The 19573-nt window shown below is 52.4% G+C and carries 21 protein-coding genes; 15 read left to right on the plus strand and 6 right to left on the minus strand.

Annotation, left to right across the window (positions count from 1 at the left end):
* Window positions 1–6: 6 nt before the first annotated feature.
* Window positions 7–666, minus strand: coding sequence for a DedA family general envelope maintenance protein YghB (yghB, locus tag JQ822_RS09115; RefSeq protein ID WP_096755667.1), 660 nt, complete (start codon window positions 664–666; stop codon window positions 7–9).
* Window positions 667–797: 131 nt separating this feature from the next.
* A complete protein-coding gene (gene metC / locus JQ822_RS09120; RefSeq protein ID WP_213133203.1) occupies window positions 798–1985 on the minus strand; it encodes a cystathionine beta-lyase in 1188 nt (395 codons plus the stop codon).
* A 250-nt stretch (window positions 1986–2235) separates the two neighbouring features.
* Between metC and exbB the strand changes: the two genes are divergently transcribed.
* Both exbB and exbD read left to right on the plus strand, forming a co-directional pair.
* A complete protein-coding gene (gene exbB, locus JQ822_RS09125) occupies window positions 2236–2970 on the plus strand; it encodes a tol-pal system-associated acyl-CoA thioesterase (RefSeq protein ID WP_135324335.1) in 735 nt (244 codons plus the stop codon).
* 6 nt (window positions 2971–2976) lie between these two features.
* Window positions 2977–3402, plus strand: coding sequence for a TonB system transport protein ExbD (gene exbD, locus JQ822_RS09130; protein WP_135324336.1), 426 nt, complete (start codon window positions 2977–2979; stop codon window positions 3400–3402).
* 66 nt (window positions 3403–3468) lie between these two features.
* Here the strand turns inward: exbD and JQ822_RS09135 are convergent, their stop codons facing one another.
* Window positions 3469–3876, minus strand: a complete 408-nt coding sequence (locus JQ822_RS09135) for a cytoplasmic protein (RefSeq protein WP_213133204.1) — start codon at window positions 3874–3876, stop codon at window positions 3469–3471.
* A gap of 1 nt (window position 3877) precedes the next feature.
* Window positions 3878–4282, minus strand: a complete 405-nt coding sequence (locus tag JQ822_RS09140) for a hypothetical protein (RefSeq protein WP_213133541.1) — start codon at window positions 4280–4282, stop codon at window positions 3878–3880.
* A 105-nt stretch (window positions 4283–4387) separates the two neighbouring features.
* On the opposite strand from JQ822_RS09140, the gene JQ822_RS09145 reads away from it, so the two are divergent.
* Window positions 4388–4891 carry an ESA_00282 family adhesion-associated protein gene (locus JQ822_RS09145; protein ID WP_213133205.1) on the plus strand — a complete coding sequence of 168 codons (504 nt, stop codon included), beginning with the start codon at window positions 4388–4390 and terminating at the stop codon, window positions 4889–4891.
* Between the two features lie 86 nt (window positions 4892–4977).
* Here JQ822_RS09145 and JQ822_RS09150 read toward each other — a convergent pair whose 3' ends face one another.
* Window positions 4978–6018 (minus strand): aldo/keto reductase, encoded by a 1041-nt coding sequence (locus JQ822_RS09150; protein WP_213133206.1) that lies wholly within the window; start codon window positions 6016–6018, stop codon window positions 4978–4980.
* Window positions 6019–6172: 154 nt separating this feature from the next.
* Between JQ822_RS09150 and yghX the strand changes: the two genes are divergently transcribed.
* The 11 genes from yghX to hybG all read left to right on the plus strand — a co-directional run bounded on the left by yghX (window position 6173) and on the right by hybG (window position 16041).
* Entirely contained in the window at window positions 6173–7060 is an 888-nt protein-coding gene (gene yghX, locus JQ822_RS09155) for a YghX family hydrolase (RefSeq protein ID WP_213133542.1), read from the plus strand.
* 215 nt (window positions 7061–7275) lie between these two features.
* Window positions 7276–8916 (plus strand): methyl-accepting chemotaxis protein, encoded by a 1641-nt coding sequence (locus JQ822_RS09160; protein ID WP_213133207.1) that lies wholly within the window; start codon window positions 7276–7278, stop codon window positions 8914–8916.
* Between the two features lie 85 nt (window positions 8917–9001).
* A complete protein-coding gene (locus JQ822_RS09165; protein ID WP_213133208.1) occupies window positions 9002–9289 on the plus strand; it encodes a DUF2623 family protein in 288 nt (95 codons plus the stop codon).
* A gap of 188 nt (window positions 9290–9477) precedes the next feature.
* Complete coding sequence (gene hybO / locus JQ822_RS09170) at window positions 9478–10596, plus strand: hydrogenase 2 small subunit (RefSeq protein WP_213133209.1); 1119 nt, start codon at window positions 9478–9480, stop codon at window positions 10594–10596.
* Window positions 10597–10598: 2 nt separating this feature from the next.
* Entirely contained in the window at window positions 10599–11585 is a 987-nt protein-coding gene (gene hybA, locus JQ822_RS09175; RefSeq protein WP_213133210.1) for a hydrogenase 2 operon protein HybA, read from the plus strand.
* Window positions 11575–12753: a Ni/Fe-hydrogenase cytochrome b subunit gene (gene hybB, locus JQ822_RS09180; RefSeq protein WP_213133211.1), complete on the plus strand. Its 1179-nt coding sequence runs from the start codon at window positions 11575–11577 to the stop codon at window positions 12751–12753. The genes hybA and hybB overlap by 11 nt, the downstream gene beginning before the upstream one ends.
* Complete coding sequence (gene hybC / locus JQ822_RS09185; RefSeq protein WP_213133212.1) at window positions 12750–14453, plus strand: hydrogenase 2 large subunit; 1704 nt, start codon at window positions 12750–12752, stop codon at window positions 14451–14453. The genes hybB and hybC overlap by 4 nt, the downstream gene beginning before the upstream one ends.
* Window positions 14453–14947 carry a HyaD/HybD family hydrogenase maturation endopeptidase gene (locus JQ822_RS09190; RefSeq protein ID WP_213133213.1) on the plus strand — a complete coding sequence of 165 codons (495 nt, stop codon included), beginning with the start codon at window positions 14453–14455 and terminating at the stop codon, window positions 14945–14947. The genes hybC and JQ822_RS09190 overlap by 1 nt, the downstream gene beginning before the upstream one ends.
* Window positions 14940–15428 (plus strand): hydrogenase-2 assembly chaperone, encoded by a 489-nt coding sequence (gene hybE, locus JQ822_RS09195; RefSeq protein ID WP_213133214.1) that lies wholly within the window; start codon window positions 14940–14942, stop codon window positions 15426–15428. The genes JQ822_RS09190 and hybE overlap by 8 nt, the downstream gene beginning before the upstream one ends.
* Window positions 15421–15762 carry a hydrogenase maturation nickel metallochaperone HypA gene (gene hypA / locus JQ822_RS09200; protein ID WP_213133215.1) on the plus strand — a complete coding sequence of 114 codons (342 nt, stop codon included), beginning with the start codon at window positions 15421–15423 and terminating at the stop codon, window positions 15760–15762. Before hybE ends, hypA begins: the two co-directional genes overlap by 8 nt.
* Before the next feature lie 30 nt (window positions 15763–15792).
* Entirely contained in the window at window positions 15793–16041 is a 249-nt protein-coding gene (gene hybG / locus JQ822_RS09205; protein ID WP_213133216.1) for a hydrogenase maturation factor HybG, read from the plus strand.
* Between the two features lie 52 nt (window positions 16042–16093).
* On the opposite strand, the gene yghU is transcribed toward hybG, so the two are convergent.
* Complete coding sequence (gene yghU, locus JQ822_RS09210; RefSeq protein ID WP_213133217.1) at window positions 16094–16960, minus strand: glutathione-dependent disulfide-bond oxidoreductase; 867 nt, start codon at window positions 16958–16960, stop codon at window positions 16094–16096.
* A gap of 218 nt (window positions 16961–17178) precedes the next feature.
* Between yghU and JQ822_RS09215 the strand changes: the two genes are divergently transcribed.
* Window positions 17179–19467, plus strand: a complete 2289-nt coding sequence (locus tag JQ822_RS09215; RefSeq protein WP_213133218.1) for an FdhF/YdeP family oxidoreductase — start codon at window positions 17179–17181, stop codon at window positions 19465–19467.
* The last annotated feature ends 106 nt before the right edge of the window (window positions 19468–19573 follow it).

Raw genomic sequence — 19573 nt, forward strand, 5'->3', positions numbered from 1 at the left:
TGTTACTCAGGCGCTACAGCATTTTTTTTTAATTACCACGAACAAGGTGCCTAACAGGCCTGCGGTTAGCAGAGCGAGGGGCAGGATCATCAGGAAGGTCATCACCTGATCTTCATGGCGTTTTACGAACGGGATCATGCTCAGCGCATAGCCAAAGCTGGTGACGACGGTGACCCACAGCAGACCGCTCAGCCAGTTAAAGAACTGGAACCGGCGGTTGGGCAGGCCTGAAATTCCCGCCATTGTAGGCAAAAGGGTGCGAACAAATGCCAGGAAGCGTCCGGCGAGCAGCGCCATCAGGCCATGTTGGTCAAACATACAGGTGGCGCGCTGATGATATTTTTCAGGCAATTGCGCCAGCCAGCTTTTCACCGTTCGCGTGTTACCCAGCCAGCGTCCCTGAATATAGCTCAGCCAACAGCCCAGACTGGCCGCTGCCGTCAGAATAGCAATCGTCGGGATAAAGCTCATCACGTCCTGCGCGATCAGCGCCCCGGCGAGTAACAGCAGGCTGTCTCCGGGTAAAAAGGAAGCAGGCAGCAGGCCATTTTCTAAAAACAGCGTGGCAAACATCACGAAGTACACCACGCTTACAACGTGCGGATCTGCCAGCGCGGCAAAATCGTGTTGCCAGAGCGCAGAGATAATATCTTGAATGACTACCATGGACTTTCCTGTGGAACAGCGTTTATGCGTGGATTGTACTCCTGAATTGTCCGGGATGCCTTGATCCCGGACGCAACAATTGCAGACTTTTCCACCGGAAGTGTCTGCATATATGTCCAACTATGGCAATGTTACTCGATTCGGGCGAATCCGGCGGCTAAATCCGCAATCAGATCGTCAACGTTCTCTAAACCGATGTGTAAACGGATGAGCGTTCCGCTGAAGTCCACTTTGCCTTCAGGGCGGATTGCGGCAATGTGTTCGGGCTGATTAGCCAGAATCAGTGATTCAAAGCCGCCCCAGGAGTAGGCCATGCTGAACAGATTGAAGTGATCCAGATATGCCGACAGCTCTTCATTATTCAGCTTCTTATTCAATACAAACGAGAACAGTCCGCTGCTCCCGGTAAAATCACGTTTCCAGAATTCGTGCCCTTTGCTGCCAGGAAGCGCCGGGTGATTGACGCGGGCAACCTGGGGATGATTGGCCAGCCACTCTGCAACTTTGAGGCTGCTTTCGTGATGTTGACGCAGGCGAACGCTCAGCGTACGTAGACCGCGGCTGGTCATATAGGCGGTATCTGCGTCCAGCATTTGCCCCATTAAATAGGCGTTTTCGCGTAGTTGATCCCAGCAGCGGGCATTCGACACCGCTGTACCGACCATCGCGTCGGAGTGGCCAATCAGATATTTGGTCCCGGCCTGAATTGAGATGTCGATTCCAAAATCCAGCGCGTTGAACAGCACCCCGGCAGCCCAGGTGTTATCGATCATGATGATAGCGTCCGGCGCTATCCTTCTGACGGCGGCTACAATCGCCGGAACATCATGCACTTCCATGGTGACGGAGCCGGGAGATTCCAGAAATACCACTTTGGTATTGGGTTGAATGTGCTTCACAATATCGGCGCCCACCAATGGATCGAACCAGCCGGTGCTCACGCCGAGCTTGCCGAGGATCCTGGTGCAAAAATCCTGGCTGGGTTCATAGGCCGTGTTGGTCATCAGCACGTGGTCGCCTTGTTCAACAAAAGCCAGAATCGTGTTGGCAACGGCTGCTGCGCCGCAGGGAAACAGGGCACATCCCGCGCCGCCTTCCAGCTCGCACATGGCTTCCTGCAGGGAGAAATGCGTCAGGGTTCCGCGACGTCCGTAGAAAAGCGCGCCATTTGCGCGGTTGTGCGCGGCCTGTTTTTTGGCTTCCACGGTGTCAAACACCAGCGAAGAGGCGCGCTGGATCACGCTATTTACCGAGCCTAGCGTGTACTTTTTACTGCGTCCTGCATGAACGAGTTTGGTCTCAAGATGCTTGTCTGCCATGTTGGTTTGCCTATTTTTATACGTCTGGATGTCTAAACTAGCATGAATCCAGAGTGACGCATCCTGCAGAAGGGTCATAAAGTAGAAAATAGTCCCAAAATGTGTCTGCTGACTTTTTTACTGCGTAAGCGCAAGGAAAAGAAACCAAAGGTGCGGCACTATGTAAATAGTAATGAGAACGACTATCAATTCGACGTCGTTTTGATATCATTACGCTCAGATTTTGTGATTTGCGTCCTGGAGATACAGAGTGGGTAATAATTTGATGCAGACGGACCTTTCCGTCTGGGGTATGTATCAGCACGCCGATATTGTGGTTAAGTGCGTGATGATTGGGCTGATTTTGGCGTCCGTGGTCACCTGGGCTATCTTCTTTAGTAAGAGCCTTGAGTTCTTTACGCAGAAGCGCCGCCTTAAGCGCGAACAGCAACAGCTGGCTGAAGCCCGCTCTTTAGATCAGGCCAGTGAAATTGCCGCTGGATTCGATACCAAAAGCCTGGGCGCACTGTTAATTAACGAAGCGCAGAACGAGCTTGAACTGTCAGAAGGCAGTGATGACAACGAAGGGATTAAAGAGCGTACCGGGTTCCGCCTGGAACGTCGTGTCGCAGCTGTAGGCCGTCATATGGGCCGTGGTAATGGATACCTGGCAACCATCGGGGCCATCTCCCCATTTGTGGGTCTGTTCGGTACGGTATGGGGCATTATGAATAGCTTCATCGGTATTGCACAAACTCAAACGACTAACCTGGCCGTGGTTGCGCCCGGGATTGCAGAAGCGCTGTTAGCCACCGCGATTGGCTTGGTTGCGGCCATTCCTGCGGTTGTAATCTACAACATCTTCGCCCGTCAGATTGGCAGCTATAAAGCGATGTTGGGTGATGTCGCTGCACAGGTGCTGTTGCTGCAAAGTCGCGATCTGGACCTGAGCGCAAGCGCTGCGGCACATCCGGTACGCGCTGCGCAGAAATTACGTGTAGGATAATGTTCCATGGCAATGAGCTTTAACGAAAACCTGGACGATAACGGTGAAATGCACGACATCAACGTGACGCCGTTTATCGATGTTATGTTGGTGTTGTTGATCATCTTTATGGTGGCCGCGCCGCTGGCAACGGTGGATGTGAAGGTGAATCTCCCCGCATCGACCAGCACGCCGCAACCGCGCCCGGAAAAGCCAGTTTACCTGTCAGTGAAGGCGGATAACACCATGTTTATCGGCAACGAGCAGGTGACCGATGAAACCATGATTAACGCGCTAAACGCGCTGACGGAAGGCAAGAAAGACACCACTATCTTCTTCCGCGCCGATAAAACCGTCGACTATGAAACCATGATGAAAGTGATGGATACGCTGCACCAGGCAGGTTTCCTGAAAATTGGTTTGGTCGGTGAAGAGACCGTGAAAGCGAAGTAATCCCTGTTGCCGGGTGAGGGTTTTCACCTTACCCGGCCTCCTGTTTCTGACTCTTTCCCCACTCCCTTATTTCGTCTCATCCAGCGCGACGGTGGTGACTCTGGTCGCTGCATAGCTACCTTCTGATAGCTTACGCGTCAGGCGCAGTGTGGCGGTTTCTCGCGCGAGTATATGCTGATAGATGCTTTCCAGACGGGCCATGATTTTGTCCCGCAGCTCTGGCTGCTGGGTAATGATAGTCTCAATAGCAGCACCGTAGATCTCTTCTTTAGCCTGCAGGGTATAAACTTCACGGCGATTTTGCCACTTCATGCGTACCAGCGCGGCGGGTATTGATACCATCTCCTGGGCCACGCTTTCCAGCGTGGCGTTCTTATTGGCAATCAAGATATCCAGATTCTGCTTTAAGACAAATTCATCGCTTTTGTGGGTGTCTAAAGCCAAATAAACGTTGTTATCCTCAACATCTTTCATTTTATTTCTCTTCCAGAGAATAAAAAATGGGAGCGCTGGTTTCACGCGTAATTAAATTAAGCCAAATTTTATTGCCCTGCTCATTTATTAATGCGGTGTTTTTAGCCAAAATTTTACTTAATTCTTGTGCATTAATGTCACCTTCTGCTTGTAAAGAATTTAGCAGGCGGGTGAACGATTCAATTTTTGCTGCGCGAAAAAGGCGCTCTTTTAAATGGCGGTCGCACTCTTCAAATAGCATGTTTCGCGCCTGGCCGGTGGCGGAGGCACTAATTAAAATATCCGCCTCGTAATCACTTAAGGTTATCGTTCCCTGAGTCAAATTTTCACTGTTTTCTGCGGTGTCAGTATTGTCCGGGGACGTGGATAAATGAAAACGAGAGGGAACAAGATGCTCGGGAAGCATGTTGAAATATCCTTTGCTGCCAGTGTGGTGAGTTTTTTTAATAAGACAGGCTACGTTGACAATAGCATGGGGTAATTTTAAAATCAAAAAAAATGGAGCCTGTATATGAACAGTATATTTTATTCTGTTATTACCCTGCTATTGCTTACCTGCGGGGTTCTTTTGCTCATGCGCGGTGCAAATAAAAATCGAGCTAATGAAGGGCTTGCCTCTGCTCCCAAACTGGAAACACTGAGCAAAGAAGAGGGGGAAGATCATTTTTCAGCACTGATGAATTCGATTACCCCGGTATGGTATTGGCGCGTTAATCATGAATATATCGATTTTATCCACTCGACAATAAAGCGGATGACCATGATGGAGTTAAATGAAACGCCGGGGTTATTTGATGCGCAGCGTCGCTGCAGCGATCTTAACTCGGCGGTCTACAAATATTATGACAACATCAAAAAACGCTGCCTGAGCGGAGAGAAAGTCCCGCATGCCGATCTGGACGTGCTCAATTTACGTCAATGCTTCAGGGAGTTCAGTCTGGAAGCCTATCCTGCACTCGTTGCGCTGGTCTGGCCGGAGTTCAAGCGTCCGCCGATTAACGTGGAAGAGGTTTGAGGTGTGTCATTTCGTCTCTGAACTGACACACATGAAACGATTAAAACCGGGTCCGACAACATCGTCCCGGTACACTGTTCAAACAGCTACTTGTCTGATGAGGCCTGCCACAAATTGAGTTTGCCGTCGGTGACGTGTTTATCAATCTGCGTCAGTTCTTCGGCGCTGAACGTCAGGTTATTCAGCGCCTGAACGTTTTCTTCCAGCTGCTCGGGGCGGCTGGCGCCGATTAATACTGACGTCACGCGGTTATCTTTGAGTAACCAGCTTAACGCCATTTGCGCCATCGACTGTCCGCGACGCTGCGCCATGTCGTTAAGCAGGCGCAGGCTGCTAATATTCTCTTCTGTCAGCATATTTTCCGTCAGGCCACGGGCTTTTTTCCCTTCACGTTGCATGCGCGATCCTTCCGGAATACCGTTCAGGTATTTCCCTGTCAGCAATCCTTGCGCCAGCGGGGTAAAGGCGATACAGCCAATGCCGTTCGAGTCCAGTGTATCCAGCAGGCCACTGCTGTCGACCCAACGGTTAAGCAGGTTGTAGGATGGTTGATGGATCAACAGCGGAATTTTCCATTCCCGCAGCAGTTCGGCCATTTTTTGCGTGCGTTCCGGGGAATAGGATGAAATGCCGACATACAGGGCTTTGCCACTTTGCACGGCGTGGGCCAGCGCTGCGGCGGTCTCTTCCATTGGCGTACTTTCGTCAACGCGGTGAGAATAGAAAATATCGACGTAATCAAGCCCCATACGTTGCAGGCTCTGGTCGAGGCTGGCGAGCAGATACTTGCGCGAACCGCCAGAACCGTACGGCCCCGGCCACATGTCGTAGCCTGCTTTGGTGGAGATGATTAACTCGTCACGGTACTGCGCGAAATCCTCACGCAGTAATCGGCCAAAGTTCTCTTCAGCGCCGCCCGGCGGCGGCCCGTAGTTATTGGCTAAATCGAAATGCGTGATGCCTAAATCAAACGCTTTGCGCAGCAGGGCACGCTGTGAATCCAGTGCTTGAACGTGTCCAAAACTGTGCCATAAACCCAGCGACAGTGCGGGTAAGCGCAAACCGCTGCGACCACAGTAGCGATAGAGCATCTGCTTGTAACGTTCAGGATTGGCAAACCAGGCCATGAGATCTCCTTAATGCAGGTGAATTTCGAAACGACGTTTCTATTCTAGCTGTTTCGCGATGATTATCCTGCTCATAAGTCACATTGGGATGAAAAACTGGGCAAAAACAGGTCGCTGTGCTTTGCTTAAAAAAACATCATTCAGGAGTGGGGCGATGTCGCGTTTAACTGCGAAAGACTTTCCGCAAGAGTTGCTCGATTACTACGACTATTACGCGCATGGCAAAATATCGAAACGGGAATTTCTCAACCTGGCGGCCAAATATGCCGTCGGCGGCATGACGGCGCTGGCGTTATTTAATCTGTTAAAGCCTAACTACGCCCTGGCAACGCAGGTGGAATTTACCGATCCCGATATTCTGGCGGAGTACATAACCTACCCATCACCTGATGGCCATGGTGATGTGCGCGGTTATCTGGTAAAGCCGGCAAAGGTGATGGGCAAAATTCCCGCTGTGGTTGTCGTGCACGAGAATCGTGGGTTGAACCCCTATATTGAGGATGTCGCGCGGCGGGTGGCAAAAGCGGGATACCTGGCGCTCGCGCCGGATGGCTTAAGTTCGGTTGGCGGTTATCCGGGTAATGATGATAAAGGCCGGGAGCTGCAGCAGCAGGTTGATCCGGTAAAGTTAATGAACGATTTTTTTGCCGCAATTGACTATATGCAGCGTTATCCCGATGCGACGGGAAAGGTTGGTATTACCGGCTTTTGCTACGGTGGTGGTGTTTCGAATGCCGCAGCCGTCGCTTTTCCTGAACTGGCCTGCGCGGTGCCTTTTTATGGGCGTCAGGTTCCCGCGTCAGATGTCCCTAAAATAAAAGCGCCTTTATTACTGCACTATGCGGCATTAGATACACGCATTAATGAAGGGTGGCCGGCGTATGAAACCGCGCTCAAGGTCAATAAGAAAGTGTTTGAGGCGTATATCTATCCCGGTGTTAATCATGGTTTTCACAATGATTCAACTCCTCGTTATGATAAAGCCGCTGCTGATTTAGCCTGGGAGCGCACTATCTCATGGTTTGATAAATATTTACGTTAGAAAACAAAATATTGTTTAATGCGTTAGATTTAATATCTGAATAATAATGCTATCTAATTTCATTAGCATTCATATCGTTATAACCTGAAGGGTTATCAGACGCACTTAAAAAAGTAAAAAAATAAAGAACGCATTATATCTTCTTCGTGACCTGCCGATAACAAGGATAAGTCTCGCCTGATGGCGAAATCCTCATCTACGGCAAGGAAACTACTATGCGTTTGCTGAAAAACTTCACTATTCGTATTGTCATGCTGGCAATACTGGGACTATTTTGCCTGCTCTGGTCGGGCGTGGGGTTATTCAGTCTCCATTCGTTATCCAAAATATCAGAAGGAAATGATATTGACCGTCATCTCGTGCAGCAGATGACGGTCCTCAGTCAGGGTAACGATCAGTACTTTCGCTTCGTAACCCGCTTAAGTCGTGCCATGGATGTCAAAATTGGCGGTGGAACGCCAGACTTTGGCCCGGCGCAACAATCGCTGGAGGGTATGAGTAAAAAGCTCCAGCAGATGAAAACGCTTTCTCCGGGGCCGATGGATCCTGAAATTGCCGCAGCGGTGCTGACCAAGTGGCAAGCGCTGCTGGACAACGGCGTAATCCCGCAAATGCAGCTGGCGCAGCAGGGCACGCTTACGGCCTTTGCGGAGCATGCCAGTACCGTTACGCCTGCGCTGAGCCGTGAATTTGGTGCCAGTGCCGAACGTTTTAACACCACGGCAGGTGAGCGGCTGGATGCGACACGAATTATGGTTGATGGCAAAACGTCAATTATCCGCACGTTAATTATCACCGCCGTTATTCTCGGTATCGCCATCCTTATCTTTACCGACCGCTACCTTGTATCAACAATGGTGAAGCCGCTGGCGCGCATTCGCCAGCAGTTCCGCCAGATTGCCCACGGCGACCTCAGCCACCCGATTGAAGAATTTGGCCGTAACTGCGTGGGTCAGTTGGTGCCATTGCTCAGCGCGATGCAGGACAGCCTGCGCGAAGCCGTGAGTACGATTCGCTCTGGTAGTGACAACATCTGGCGCGGTGCGACGGAGATTTCCAGCGGTAATAACGATCTCTCTTCGCGTACTGAAGAGCAGGCCGCGGCGTTGGAAGAGACCGCAGCCAGCATGGAGCAGCTCACCGCCACGGTAAAACTGAACGCTGAAAATGCGCGCGAGGCCAGCCAGCTTGCCGATACGGCATCAGAAACGGCAGGCAAAGGCAGCACGCTGGTTTCGCAAGTGGTCGATACCATGGACGGGATTGCAGCCAGCTCTAAACAGATCGCCGAAATTACCTCAGTTATTAATAGCATTGCTTTCCAGACCAACATTCTGGCGCTTAACGCGGCAGTGGAAGCTGCCAGAGCGGGTGAGCAGGGGCGTGGTTTTGCCGTGGTTGCCGGTGAGGTGCGTAATCTTGCCAGCCGCAGCGCAGGAGCGGCGAAAGAGATTGAGACATTGATTGGTGAATCGGCGCGTCGTGTCGATCAGGGGGCGCGTCTGGTCAAGGAAACCGGATTGACGATGGACGCTATTCTGCGTGGTGCGACAGAAGTGACGGCGATTATGAAACAAATCGCTTCCGCCTCTGAAGAGCAGAATAAAGGGATCTCGCAAGTGAGCGTGGCTATCACGCAAATGGACAGCGTGACCCAACAGAACGCCGCGCTGGTAGAACAGGTGTCAGCGGCAGCAGTGGCCCTGGAGCGGCAAACCGAGGATCTACAACGTGCGGTTCAACAGTTTCGGCTTTCCGCAAGCGACGCGCAGCATGCCTCAACCAATACCGTTTTACCCGCCGAAGAAAGCGCAGCGCCTAAAACATCTAAAACGGATGAATGGGTGGCCTTTTAATCTGGCACAAAAAAGTGCGTGAAACCTCTGGTCTTTGCTTAAAAAATCGCTATATAATTTATTATATAGCGATTGGAGGTTATGCATGGACAACCATTTTGGTAAGGGCTTGATGGCCGGATTAAATGCATCAAGTGCGGACAGCGCACAGACGGTGGCGAATTTTTGTGCTGACTATAAGCGCGGCTTCGTGCTGGGCTTTTCACATCGGATGTTTGAAAGAACGGGCGATCGGCAACTCAGTGCGTGGGAAGCAGGGATCCTGACGCGTCGTTACGGGCTGGATAAAGAAATGGTGATGGATTTCTTCAAAGAGAACCAGTCCAGTACAACAATTCGCTTTTTCATGGCTGGCTATCGGCTCGAAGCTTGATCCGAAAGGGGTATTATCTTGCTTTAATTAATTACACTATTGACCTACACCTTCGTTTTGTTGCCCTGCCGAAGTATTATAATGCACATAACCATATAAAAAGTGTGGTAATGGCGCGCCGATCGCAATAAGCAACATGCGAATGGTGCAAAATAAAAGCCAGGTCTTCGCAACGGAATAACAATAAAATGACTGGAGATAACTCTCTCATCAATTCGAACGGCATTAACCGCCGTGATTTCATGAAGCTTTGTGCAGCATTGGCCGCTACCATGGGGCTCAGTAGCAAAGCCGCCGCAGAAATGGCGGAGTCAGTATCCCGCCCTCAGCGCCCGCCGGTTATCTGGATTGGCGCTCAGGAGTGTACGGGTTGTACTGAATCGCTACTTCGTGCGACACACCCTACAGTGGAAAATCTCGTCCTGGAGACTATCTCCCTGGAATACCATGAGGTGCTTTCCGCCGCCTTCGGCCACCAGGTCGAAGAGAACAAACATAACGCTCTGGAGAAGTACAAAGGGCAGTATGTTCTGGTTGTAGATGGCTCTATCCCACTGAAAGATAACGGTATTTACTGTATGGTTGCCGGTGAGCCTATTGTGGATCATATCCGCAAGGCAGCTGAAGGCGCTGCGGCAATCATTGCTATCGGCTCTTGCGCCGCGTGGGGCGGTGTCGCCGCCGCTGGCGTTAACCCAACGGGTGCCGTCGGTTTGCAGGAAGTTCTGCCAGGCAAAACCATCATCAATATCCCAGGCTGTCCGCCGAACCCGCATAACTTCCTCGCGACTGTCGCACATATCATCACCTACGGTAAGCCACCGAAGCTGGATGCGAAAAACCGTCCGACATTTGCCTATGGCCGCTTGATTCACGAACATTGCGAACGTCGCCCGCACTTTGATGCTGGCCGTTTTGCGAAAGAGTTCGGCGACGAAGGCCACCGTGAAGGCTGGTGCCTCTATCATCTGGGCTGTAAAGGACCAGAAACCTACGGCAACTGCTCTACGTTGCAGTTCTGCGATGTTGGCGGCGTGTGGCCGGTGGCTATCGGTCACCCTTGCTACGGCTGTAACGAAGAAGGTGTTGGTTTCCATAAAGGTATTCACCAGCTTGCTTCTGTGGAAAACCAAACTCCGCGTTCAGAGAAGCCGGATGTCAACCTGAAAGAAGGTGGCAACATTTCTGCTGGGGCTGTTGGGCTGCTGGGTGGTGTAGTCGGACTGGTGGCCGGCGTCAGCGTGATGGCGGTACGTGAACTGGGACGTCAGCAAAAGAAAGATAACGCTGACTCACGGGGAGAATAACCGTGAACAGACGTAACTTTATTAAAGCAGCTTCTGGCGGAGCGCTGCTGTTGGGCGCTGCGCCGTCTGTCAGCCATGCGGCTGCAGAAAACCGTCCGCCGATCCCTGGGTCTCTTGGGATGCTCTATGACTCGACGCTGTGCGTAGGCTGTCAGGCCTGTGTCACCAAGTGTCAGGATATCAACTTCCCGGCGCGTAACCCTGAAGGCCCAGAGACCTGGTCGAACAACGACAAACTGTCACCGTACACCAATAACATCATTCAGGTGTGGCGGAGCGGAACAGGCGTTAACAAAGACCAGGAGGAGAACGGCTACGCATACATCAAGAAACAGTGTATGCACTGTGTCGATCCGAACTGTGTTTCCGTTTGCCCGGTCTCCGCGCTGAAAAAAGATCCGAAAACCGGCATCGTCCATTATGACAAAGATGTCTGTACCGGCTGCCGTTACTGCATGGTCGCCTGTCCGTACAACGTGCCTAAATACGACTACAACAACCCGTTTGGTGCGCTTCACAAATGTGAACTGTGTAACCAGAAAGGTGTTGAACGTCTGGATAAAGGCGGTTTACCGGGCTGTGTTGAAGTATGTCCTGCTGGTGCGGTGATTTTTGGTACGCGTGAAGAGCTGATGGCTGAGGCGAAAAAACGTCTCGCACTGAAGCCTGGCAGCGAATACCACTATCCACGTCAGACGGTGAAAGCTGGCGATACCTATCTGCATACGGTACCGAAATACTACCCACATCTGTACGGTGAGAAGGAAGGCGGTGGTACGCAGGTTATGGTGCTGACGGGCGTTCCTTACGAGGATTTGGATCTGCCGAAACTGGATGATCTTTCAACCGGTGCGCGTTCCGAGCATGTTCAACATTCCCTGTATAAGGGCATGATATTACCCCTGGCTGCGCTGGCGGGCTTAACCGTGCTGGTTCGTCGTAACACGAAAAACGACCATCACGATGGAGGAGACGATCATGAGTCATGATCCTAAACCGCTGGGCGGGAAAATAGTCAGCAAACCGGTCATCATTTTTGGGCCGTTAATCGTCCTGTGTATGCTCCTGATCGTGAAACGTCTGGTCTTTGGATTGGGTTCAGTCTCCGATCTGAACGGCGGTTTCCCATGGGGTGTCTGGATCGCGTTCGACCTGTTGATTGGTACCGGTTTTGCGTGCGGCGGTTGGGCGCTGGCGTGGGCGGTCTATGTTTTCAACAGAGGACAATACCATCCGCTGGTACGTCCGGCGCTGTTGGCGAGCCTGTTTGGCTACTCGCTGGGTGGTCTGTCGATCACCATTGACGTCGGTCGCTACTGGAACCTGCCGTATTTCTACATTCCGGGTCATTTCAACGTGAACTCGGTACTGTTTGAAACGGCGGTCTGTATGACCATCTATATCGGCATCATGGCGCTGGAATTTGCGCCGGCTCTGTTTGAACGTCTGGGCTGGAAAGTTTCTCTCAAACGTTTGAATAAAGTGATGTTCTTTATTATCGCCCTCGGCGCGCTGCTGCCAACCATGCACCAGTCTTCAATGGGTTCATTGATGATTTCTGCGGGTTATAAGGTGCATCCGCTCTGGCAAGCCTATGAAATGCTGCCGCTTTTCTCTGTATTAACCGCCTTTATTATGGGCTTCTCGATCGTGATATTTGAAGGTTCGCTGGTACAAGCTGGCCTGAAAGGTAACGGTCCGGACGAGAAAAGTTTGTTTATCAAGCTGACGAACACCATCAGCGTGCTGCTGGCGATTTTCGTGGTGCTGCGCTTTGGCGAGCTAATCTATCGCGACAAACTGTCCTATGCGTTTGCAGGCGATCTTTACTCCGTGATGTTCTGGATTGAAGTGACGCTGATGGTCTTCCCGCTGGTGGTGCTGCGCGTCACTAAGCTGCGTAATGACTCGCGCATGCTGTATCTGTCTGCGCTGAGCGCATTGCTGGGTTGTGCGACATGGCGTCTGTCCTATTCGCTGGTGGCGTTCAATCCTGGTGGTGGCTACCACTACTTCCCGACCTGGGAAGAACTGTTGATTTCTATTGGTTTTGTGGCTATTGAGATTTGTGCATACATCGTACTCATTCGTCTACTGCCGATACTTCCTCCTTTAAAACAAAACGATCAAAATCGTCATGAGGCGAGCAAAGCATGAGCCAGAGAATTACTATTGATCCGGTAACCCGTATTGAGGGCCATTTACGCATCGACTGCGAAATCGAAAATGGCGTGGTATCAAAAGCATGGGCGTCCGGTACCATGTGGCGCGGCATGGAAGAGATCGTGAAGAATCGCGATCCGCGTGATGCGTGGATGATTGTGCAGCGTATTTGTGGTGTTTGTACCACGACGCACGCTATCTCCTCTGTGCGTGCGGCAGAAAGCGCGCTGAACATTGATGTTCCGGTGAACGCACAGTACATCCGTAACATCATTCTGGCCGCGCATACCACGCATGACCATATCGTTCACTTCTATCAGCTTTCTGCGCTGGACTGGGTGGACATCACCTCCGCACTGAAAGCCGATCCGGCGAAAGCTTCGGCGATGCTGAACGGCGTGTCGACCTGGCACCTGAACAGCGCGGAAGAGTTCACCAAGGTTCAGAACAAGATCAAAGACCTGGTTGCCAGCGGTCAGTTAGGTATTTTTGCTAACGGTTGCTGGGGCCACCCGGCAATGCAACTGCCGCCGGAAGTGAACCTGATTGCAGTCGCGCACTACCTGCAGGCGCTGGAATGCCAGCGTGATGCCAACCGCGTCGTGGCGCTGCTCGGCGGTAAAACACCGCACATTCAAAACCTGGCAGTAGGTGGGGTCGCGAACCCAATTAACCTCGACGGTCTTGGCGTGTTGAACCTTGAGCGCCTGATGTACATCAAGTCCTTCATTGATAAGCTGAGCGATTTTGTTGAACAGGTTTACAAGGTAGATACCGCGGTTATTGCAGCGTTCTATCCGGAGTGGCTGGAACGTGGTCAGGGTGCGGTTAACTATCTGAGCGCACCGGAATTCCCGACTGACGGCAAAAACGGCAGCTTCCTGTTCCCGGGCGGGTACATCACGGATGCAGACCTCTCGACCTATCGCCCGATCACCTCTCACTCCGATGAATACCTGATCAAAGGGATTCAGGAGAGTGCGAAACACGCGTGGTACAAAGACGAAGCGCCGCAGGCACCGTGGGAAGGCACAACGGTTCCGGATTACACCGGCTGGTCAGACGATGGCAAATACTCTTGGGTTAAAGCGCCAACCTTCTACGGCAAAACGGTGGAAGTGGGCCCGCTGGCTAACATGCTGTGTAAACTGGCGGCAAAACGCGAGTCTACCCATGCCAAGCTGAATGAAATCGTTGCGATCTACACCAAGCTGACCGGTAAAACTATCGAAGTCGCGCAGCTGCATTCAACGCTGGGCCGTATCATTGGTCGTACCGTTCACTGCTGTGAGCTGCAGAACGTTTTGCAGGATCAATATAACGCGCTGATCGTGAATATCGGTAAAGGCGATCACACCACCTTCGTGAAACCGAATATTCCGGCCACCGGCGAATTTAAAGGTGTGGGCTTCCTCGAAGCGCCGCGCGGTATGCTTTCTCACTGGATGGTGATTAAAGACGGCATTATCAGTAACTATCAGGCGGTTGTACCATCAACCTGGAACTCTGGCCCACGTAACTTTAACGATGAAGTGGGACCGTATGAGCGTTCGCTGGTAGGTACGCCAATTGCCGATCCGAACAAACCGCTGGAAGTGGTGCGTACCATTCACTCCTTCGATCCTTGTATGTCATGTGCGGTGCATGTGGTGGACGTTGACGGGAACGAAGTCGTCTCAGTTAAGGTTCTGTAATGCGGATATTAGTCTTAGGGGTCGGCAATATTTTGCTGACCGACGAAGCCATCGGGGTACGTATCGTTGAGGCATTAGAGCAACGGTACATCCTGCCAGACTATGTTGACGTTCTGGATGGCGGTACGGCGGGAATGGAGCTTCTCGGCGATATGGCGAACAGGGATCATCTGATCATCGCTGACGCCATTGTGTCGAGAAAAAACACGCCAGGAACGATGATGGTCCTGCGGGACGAAGAGATCCCGGCGCTGTTTACCAACAAAATCTCTCCGCACCAGCTTGGCCTGGCCGACGTATTGTCGGCCCTGCGTTTCACCGGCGAGTTCCCGAAGAAGCTGACCCTGGTCGGTGTTATTCCGGAATCGCTGGAGCCGCATATCGGGCTAACGCCGACGGTTGAGGCCATGATTGAACCTGCGCTTGAGCAGGTTCTCGCTGCGCTGCGCGAGTCGGGTGTAGAAGCCATCCCTCGGGAGGCGGCCCATGCCTGAGGAGTTTTTAGGCTTTCAGACGGCTCCAAAAGCGCAGATTCAGGCAGCGTTTGAAGAGGTAGCCCGCCGTTCGATGCACGATCTCTCGTTTTTGCATCCGAATATGCCGGTATATGTCTCTGATTTTACGCTGTTTGAAGGTCAGTGGACGGGGTGTGTGATCACACCCTGGATGCTGAGCGCATTGATTTTCCCGGGGCCAGACCAGGTCTGGCCTACGCGTAAAGTCAGCGAGAAAATCGGGCTGCGTTTACCGTATGGCGAAATGACATTTACCGTTGGCGAACTCGATGGCGTATCACAATATCTGTCCTGCTCGCTGATGTCGCCGCTTTCGCACAACATGTCGGCACAAGAAGGTGTTCGCCTGACTGACGATTGCGCAAAAATGCTGTTATCGCTGCCGGTTAGCGATCCGAATGCGCCGCAGATCGGTCGTCGCGCGCTGCTGCTGGGTCGTCGGAGCTGTGAAAATGCATGAGTTGTCGCTTTGCCAGAGCGCGGTTGAGATTATTCAGCAGCAGGCAGAGCAACACGATGTTAAACGTGTTACCGGCGTTTGGCTGGAAATTGGCGCGCTCTCCTGTGTTGAGGAGAGCGCCGTACGTTTTAGTTTTGACATCGTCTGTCAGGGTACGGTCGCGCAGGGATGTGAGTTGTACATTGAATACAAACCCGCCCAGGCCTGGTGCTGGGATTGCAGTCAGGTTGTGGAAATCACCCAGCATGATGCGCAGTGTCCACGTTGTCAGGGCGAGCGTTTGCGAGTTGAAAGTGGCGATTCACTGAAAGTGAAAAGTATTGAAGTCGAATAGCCCATAGGTTGCTATGGGGCGGAGTCAGATATGTGTATTGGAGTCCCGGGTCAGGTTTTGACCGTCGGTGAAGATATTCACCAGCTTGCGCAGGTTGAAGTGTGCGGTATCAAGCGCGATGTCAACATTGCCCTGATTTGTGAAGGCGATACAGCTGAGCTGGTCGGGCAATGGGTACTGGTGCACGTAGGATTCGCCATGAGTATCATCGATGAAGATGAAGCCAAAGCCACGTTAGACGCGTTACGCCGCATGGAGTACGACGTCACCAGCGCGTGACAAGTCTGAAAAATGCCGGACGGCGTTTACGCTACCACCCGGCATCTTATTTTTAACCCTGACGCTTATCTTCGGTATGAATATCGAAGTCGCTGGCGTCATGGCGCTCATGAAGCTGTTCGTTCAGCGGCCCGTTGGTGCGGTTTACAATGCGACCACGCTTAACAGCCGGACGCGCTGCAATCTCTTTTGCCCAGCGCTGAACGTGTTTGTAGCTTCCCGCATCAAGGAATTCTGCCGCGTCGTAGACGTTGCCCAGCACTACATTGCCAAACCACGGCCAGACCGCCATATCAGCAATGGTGTATTCATCTCCGGCCACGAACTGATGCTGCGCTAACTGTTTATCCAGCACGTCGAGTAAGCGCTTGGCTTCCATCGTGAAGCGATTGATAGCGTACTCAATTTTTACCGGCGCATAGTTATAGAAGTGACCAAAACCACCGCCGAGGAACGGCGCCGCGCCTTGTAACCAGAATAGCCAGTTCAGCGTTTCGGTGCGTTTTGCCAAATCTTGTGGCAGGAAATAACCATACTTTTCCGCCAGATAGAGCAGAATTGCGCCAGATTCAAAAACACGAACCGGCGGGTTTTGCGAGTGGTCTCGCAGCGCCGGGATCTTCGAGTTCGGGTTCACCTCAACAAAGCCGCTGGAAAACTGATCGCCATCGCCAATACGGATAATCCAGGCATCATATTCCGCGCCCTTTACGCCCTGCGCCAGCAGTTCTTCCAGCATAATCGTCACTTTCTGACCATTTGGCGTACCCAGCGAATAGAGCTGCAGAGGGTGCTTGCCGACCGGCAGCGTTTTCTCGTGTGTAGCGCCGGAAACAGGGCGGTTGATGTTGGCGAATGCGCCGCCGTTGGATTTATCCCACGTCCAGACTTTCGCGGGCTGATAGGTATTATCTGACATAGTGACCTGCCTTCTGAGTGGTTGTGTTGATGCAGTGTAGCAGCCAGGTAGAACTCAATTTAACAGATTGGGACTTTATGCCGTTTTGTGCAGAAAGGGGAAGATAAATCTAACCCGTTCATTGTACCCAGGCCGTACTCCATGAAGAGGAAATCAATGTTGGACGGAAATTGCTACCGTATTCACCATCAATTATTGGCGGTGAAAAAGCAGTAACAATGAAAAAGGGTGTTCCAGGAGTAAGCGGTTATCAGGGCCCGGCGGGTGGGTGGGGCGCGGTAAAGGCCGTCACTGCTTCGGTATTTTCGCAAAAGGCCGTCGCGCGCGACATTATCGCGATGTTCAAAATGAACCAGGTGAAGGGGTTCGATTGTCCGGGCTGTGCGTGGCCGGATCCGGGACATCGTGCGCGGATGGAGCTGTGCGAAAATGGCGTCAAGGCCGTATCCTGGGAAACTACCAGTAAGAAAGCATCGCCGACGTTTTTTAGCCGCCATCCGGTTTCGACGCTCTGGCACTATAGCGATTATGAACTGGAAAACATTGGTCGTTTGACGCATCCAATGAAATACGATGCAGCATCAGACACCTGGCAGGCGGTGGATTGGGATATCGCATTTCAGGAAATCGGCGAGCGTCTGCGCAGCTATGATTCAGCCCAGCAGGTTGAGTTTTATACCTCCGGCAGAACCTCAAATGAGGCAGCTTTCCTCTATCAGCTGTTTGCCCGCGAGTATGGCAGCAGCAACTTTCCTGATTGCTCAAACATGTGCCACGGTCCTACCAGCGCAGGATTAACGCCGGCCATTGGCCTTGGGAAAGGGACCGTGGAGCTTGATGATTTTGACCACTGCGATCTGGTGATTTGTATCGGGCATAACCCTGGCACTAACCATCCGCGCATGCTGACCACCTTGCGCGACGTTGCCAAACGCGGGGCTAAAATTATCTCCATCAATCCTCTGAACGAAAGGGGACTTGAGCGCTTTAGCTTTCCGCAAAGCCCGAAAGAGATGTTTACCGGTCAGGCGACGGAGCTGAGCAACGACTACTACCAGGTCAAAATGGGCGGTGACGCCTCGCTGCTCAAAGGCATCATGAAGGCACTGATCGAAATGGATGAAGCGCGGATCTTACTCGATCAACAGCCGACGCTCGATCATGCGTTTATCTATGAACATACCGCTGGATATGCAGCGTTGTATGACGATTTGCGCCAGCATAACTGGGCAGAGCTGGAACAGGACTCTGGCCTGACGCGCAGCCAGATGGAAGACCTGGCACACAGCTACAGTAAATCCCGTGCCACTATTATTTGTTACGGTCTGGGCATTACCCAGCATAAAAACGGTACCGAGAACGTCCAGCAACTGGTAAACCTGCTGCTGCTGAAAGGTAATATGGGTAAGCCTGGCGCGGGGATCTGCCCGTTACGCGGCCATTCAAACGTGCAGGGCGATCGTTCTGTGGGTATCAACGAGGCGGCATCCGAAGACTTCCTGCAACGCCTTGAGACGCATTTTTCCATCAGCGTTCCGCGCAAACATGGTCGCGCCAGCGTGGAGAGTATCCGGGCCATCGAACGGGGAGATGCGAAAGCGCTCATCTGTATGGGCGGCAATCTGGCTGTGGCGATGCCGCAGCCGCAGCGTACCTTCGCGGCGATGAAAAAGCTGGATCTGCAGGTCCATGTGGCGACCAAGCTGAACAGGTCGCATCTGCTGCTGGCAAAACACAACTACCTGCTGCCTGCATTAGGCCGAACGGAGCGTGACATTCAGGCGACAGGCATTCAGTCGGTGACCGTTGAAGACTCGATGTCGATGGTCCACGCTTCCTGCGGGGCGCTGAAACCGGCTTCCCGCTGGCTAAAATCGGAGCCCGCGATTGTGGCTGGCATGGCTCGTGCCACGCTTCCCCACTCGCCGATTAGTTGGGAAGCGCTGACCGGTGACTACGCGCTGATCCGCGATGCCATTGAAACGGTGATCCCGGCGTTCCACGATTACAACACACGTATTGTCGAGCCGGGGGGATTTCGTATGGATACGCCCGCCTCGCGCCGTGAATGGCGCACGACGAACCGTAAAGCCAACTTTATCGTCAGCCATCAGCGGGCGGTAGAGCGGGAAAACCAGCCTGCTGCTGCGCTGGTGCTGGCCACGCTGCGTAGCCACGATCAGTACAACACCACCATTTATGGCATGAACGACCGCTATCGCGGTATTACCGGCCGTCGTGATGTGGTGTTTTTAAGCGCCGAGGAAGCGGCGAATCGTGGCCTGAGCCAGGGGGATGTGGTTAACGTGCAAGCACTGGACGAAAACGGTAAGCCGTGCGCGGATCGCATTATGTACGGTTTAACGGTGGTGATTTATAACATGGCAGTGGGTTCCATTGGCGCGTATCTGCCGGAAGCGAATGTCCTGTTGTCGCTGGATGCGGTGGACACACAAAGTTTGACCCCGGCCTATAAAAGCGTGCCGGTAATCCTTACCCAAGCGTAGTTCCTGTTGTGAATTTTTCGCCTCTGAGCGCCAGTCGCTGCGTTGAGGTGTATGATGATGTCGACCTCTGTCCGGTTAGTGTCGCAGAGCAGGCAATCAGAGCGAA

The organism is Citrobacter sp. FP75 (genome assembly GCF_018342065.1).
Lineage (GTDB): Bacteria > Pseudomonadota > Gammaproteobacteria > Enterobacterales > Enterobacteriaceae > Citrobacter.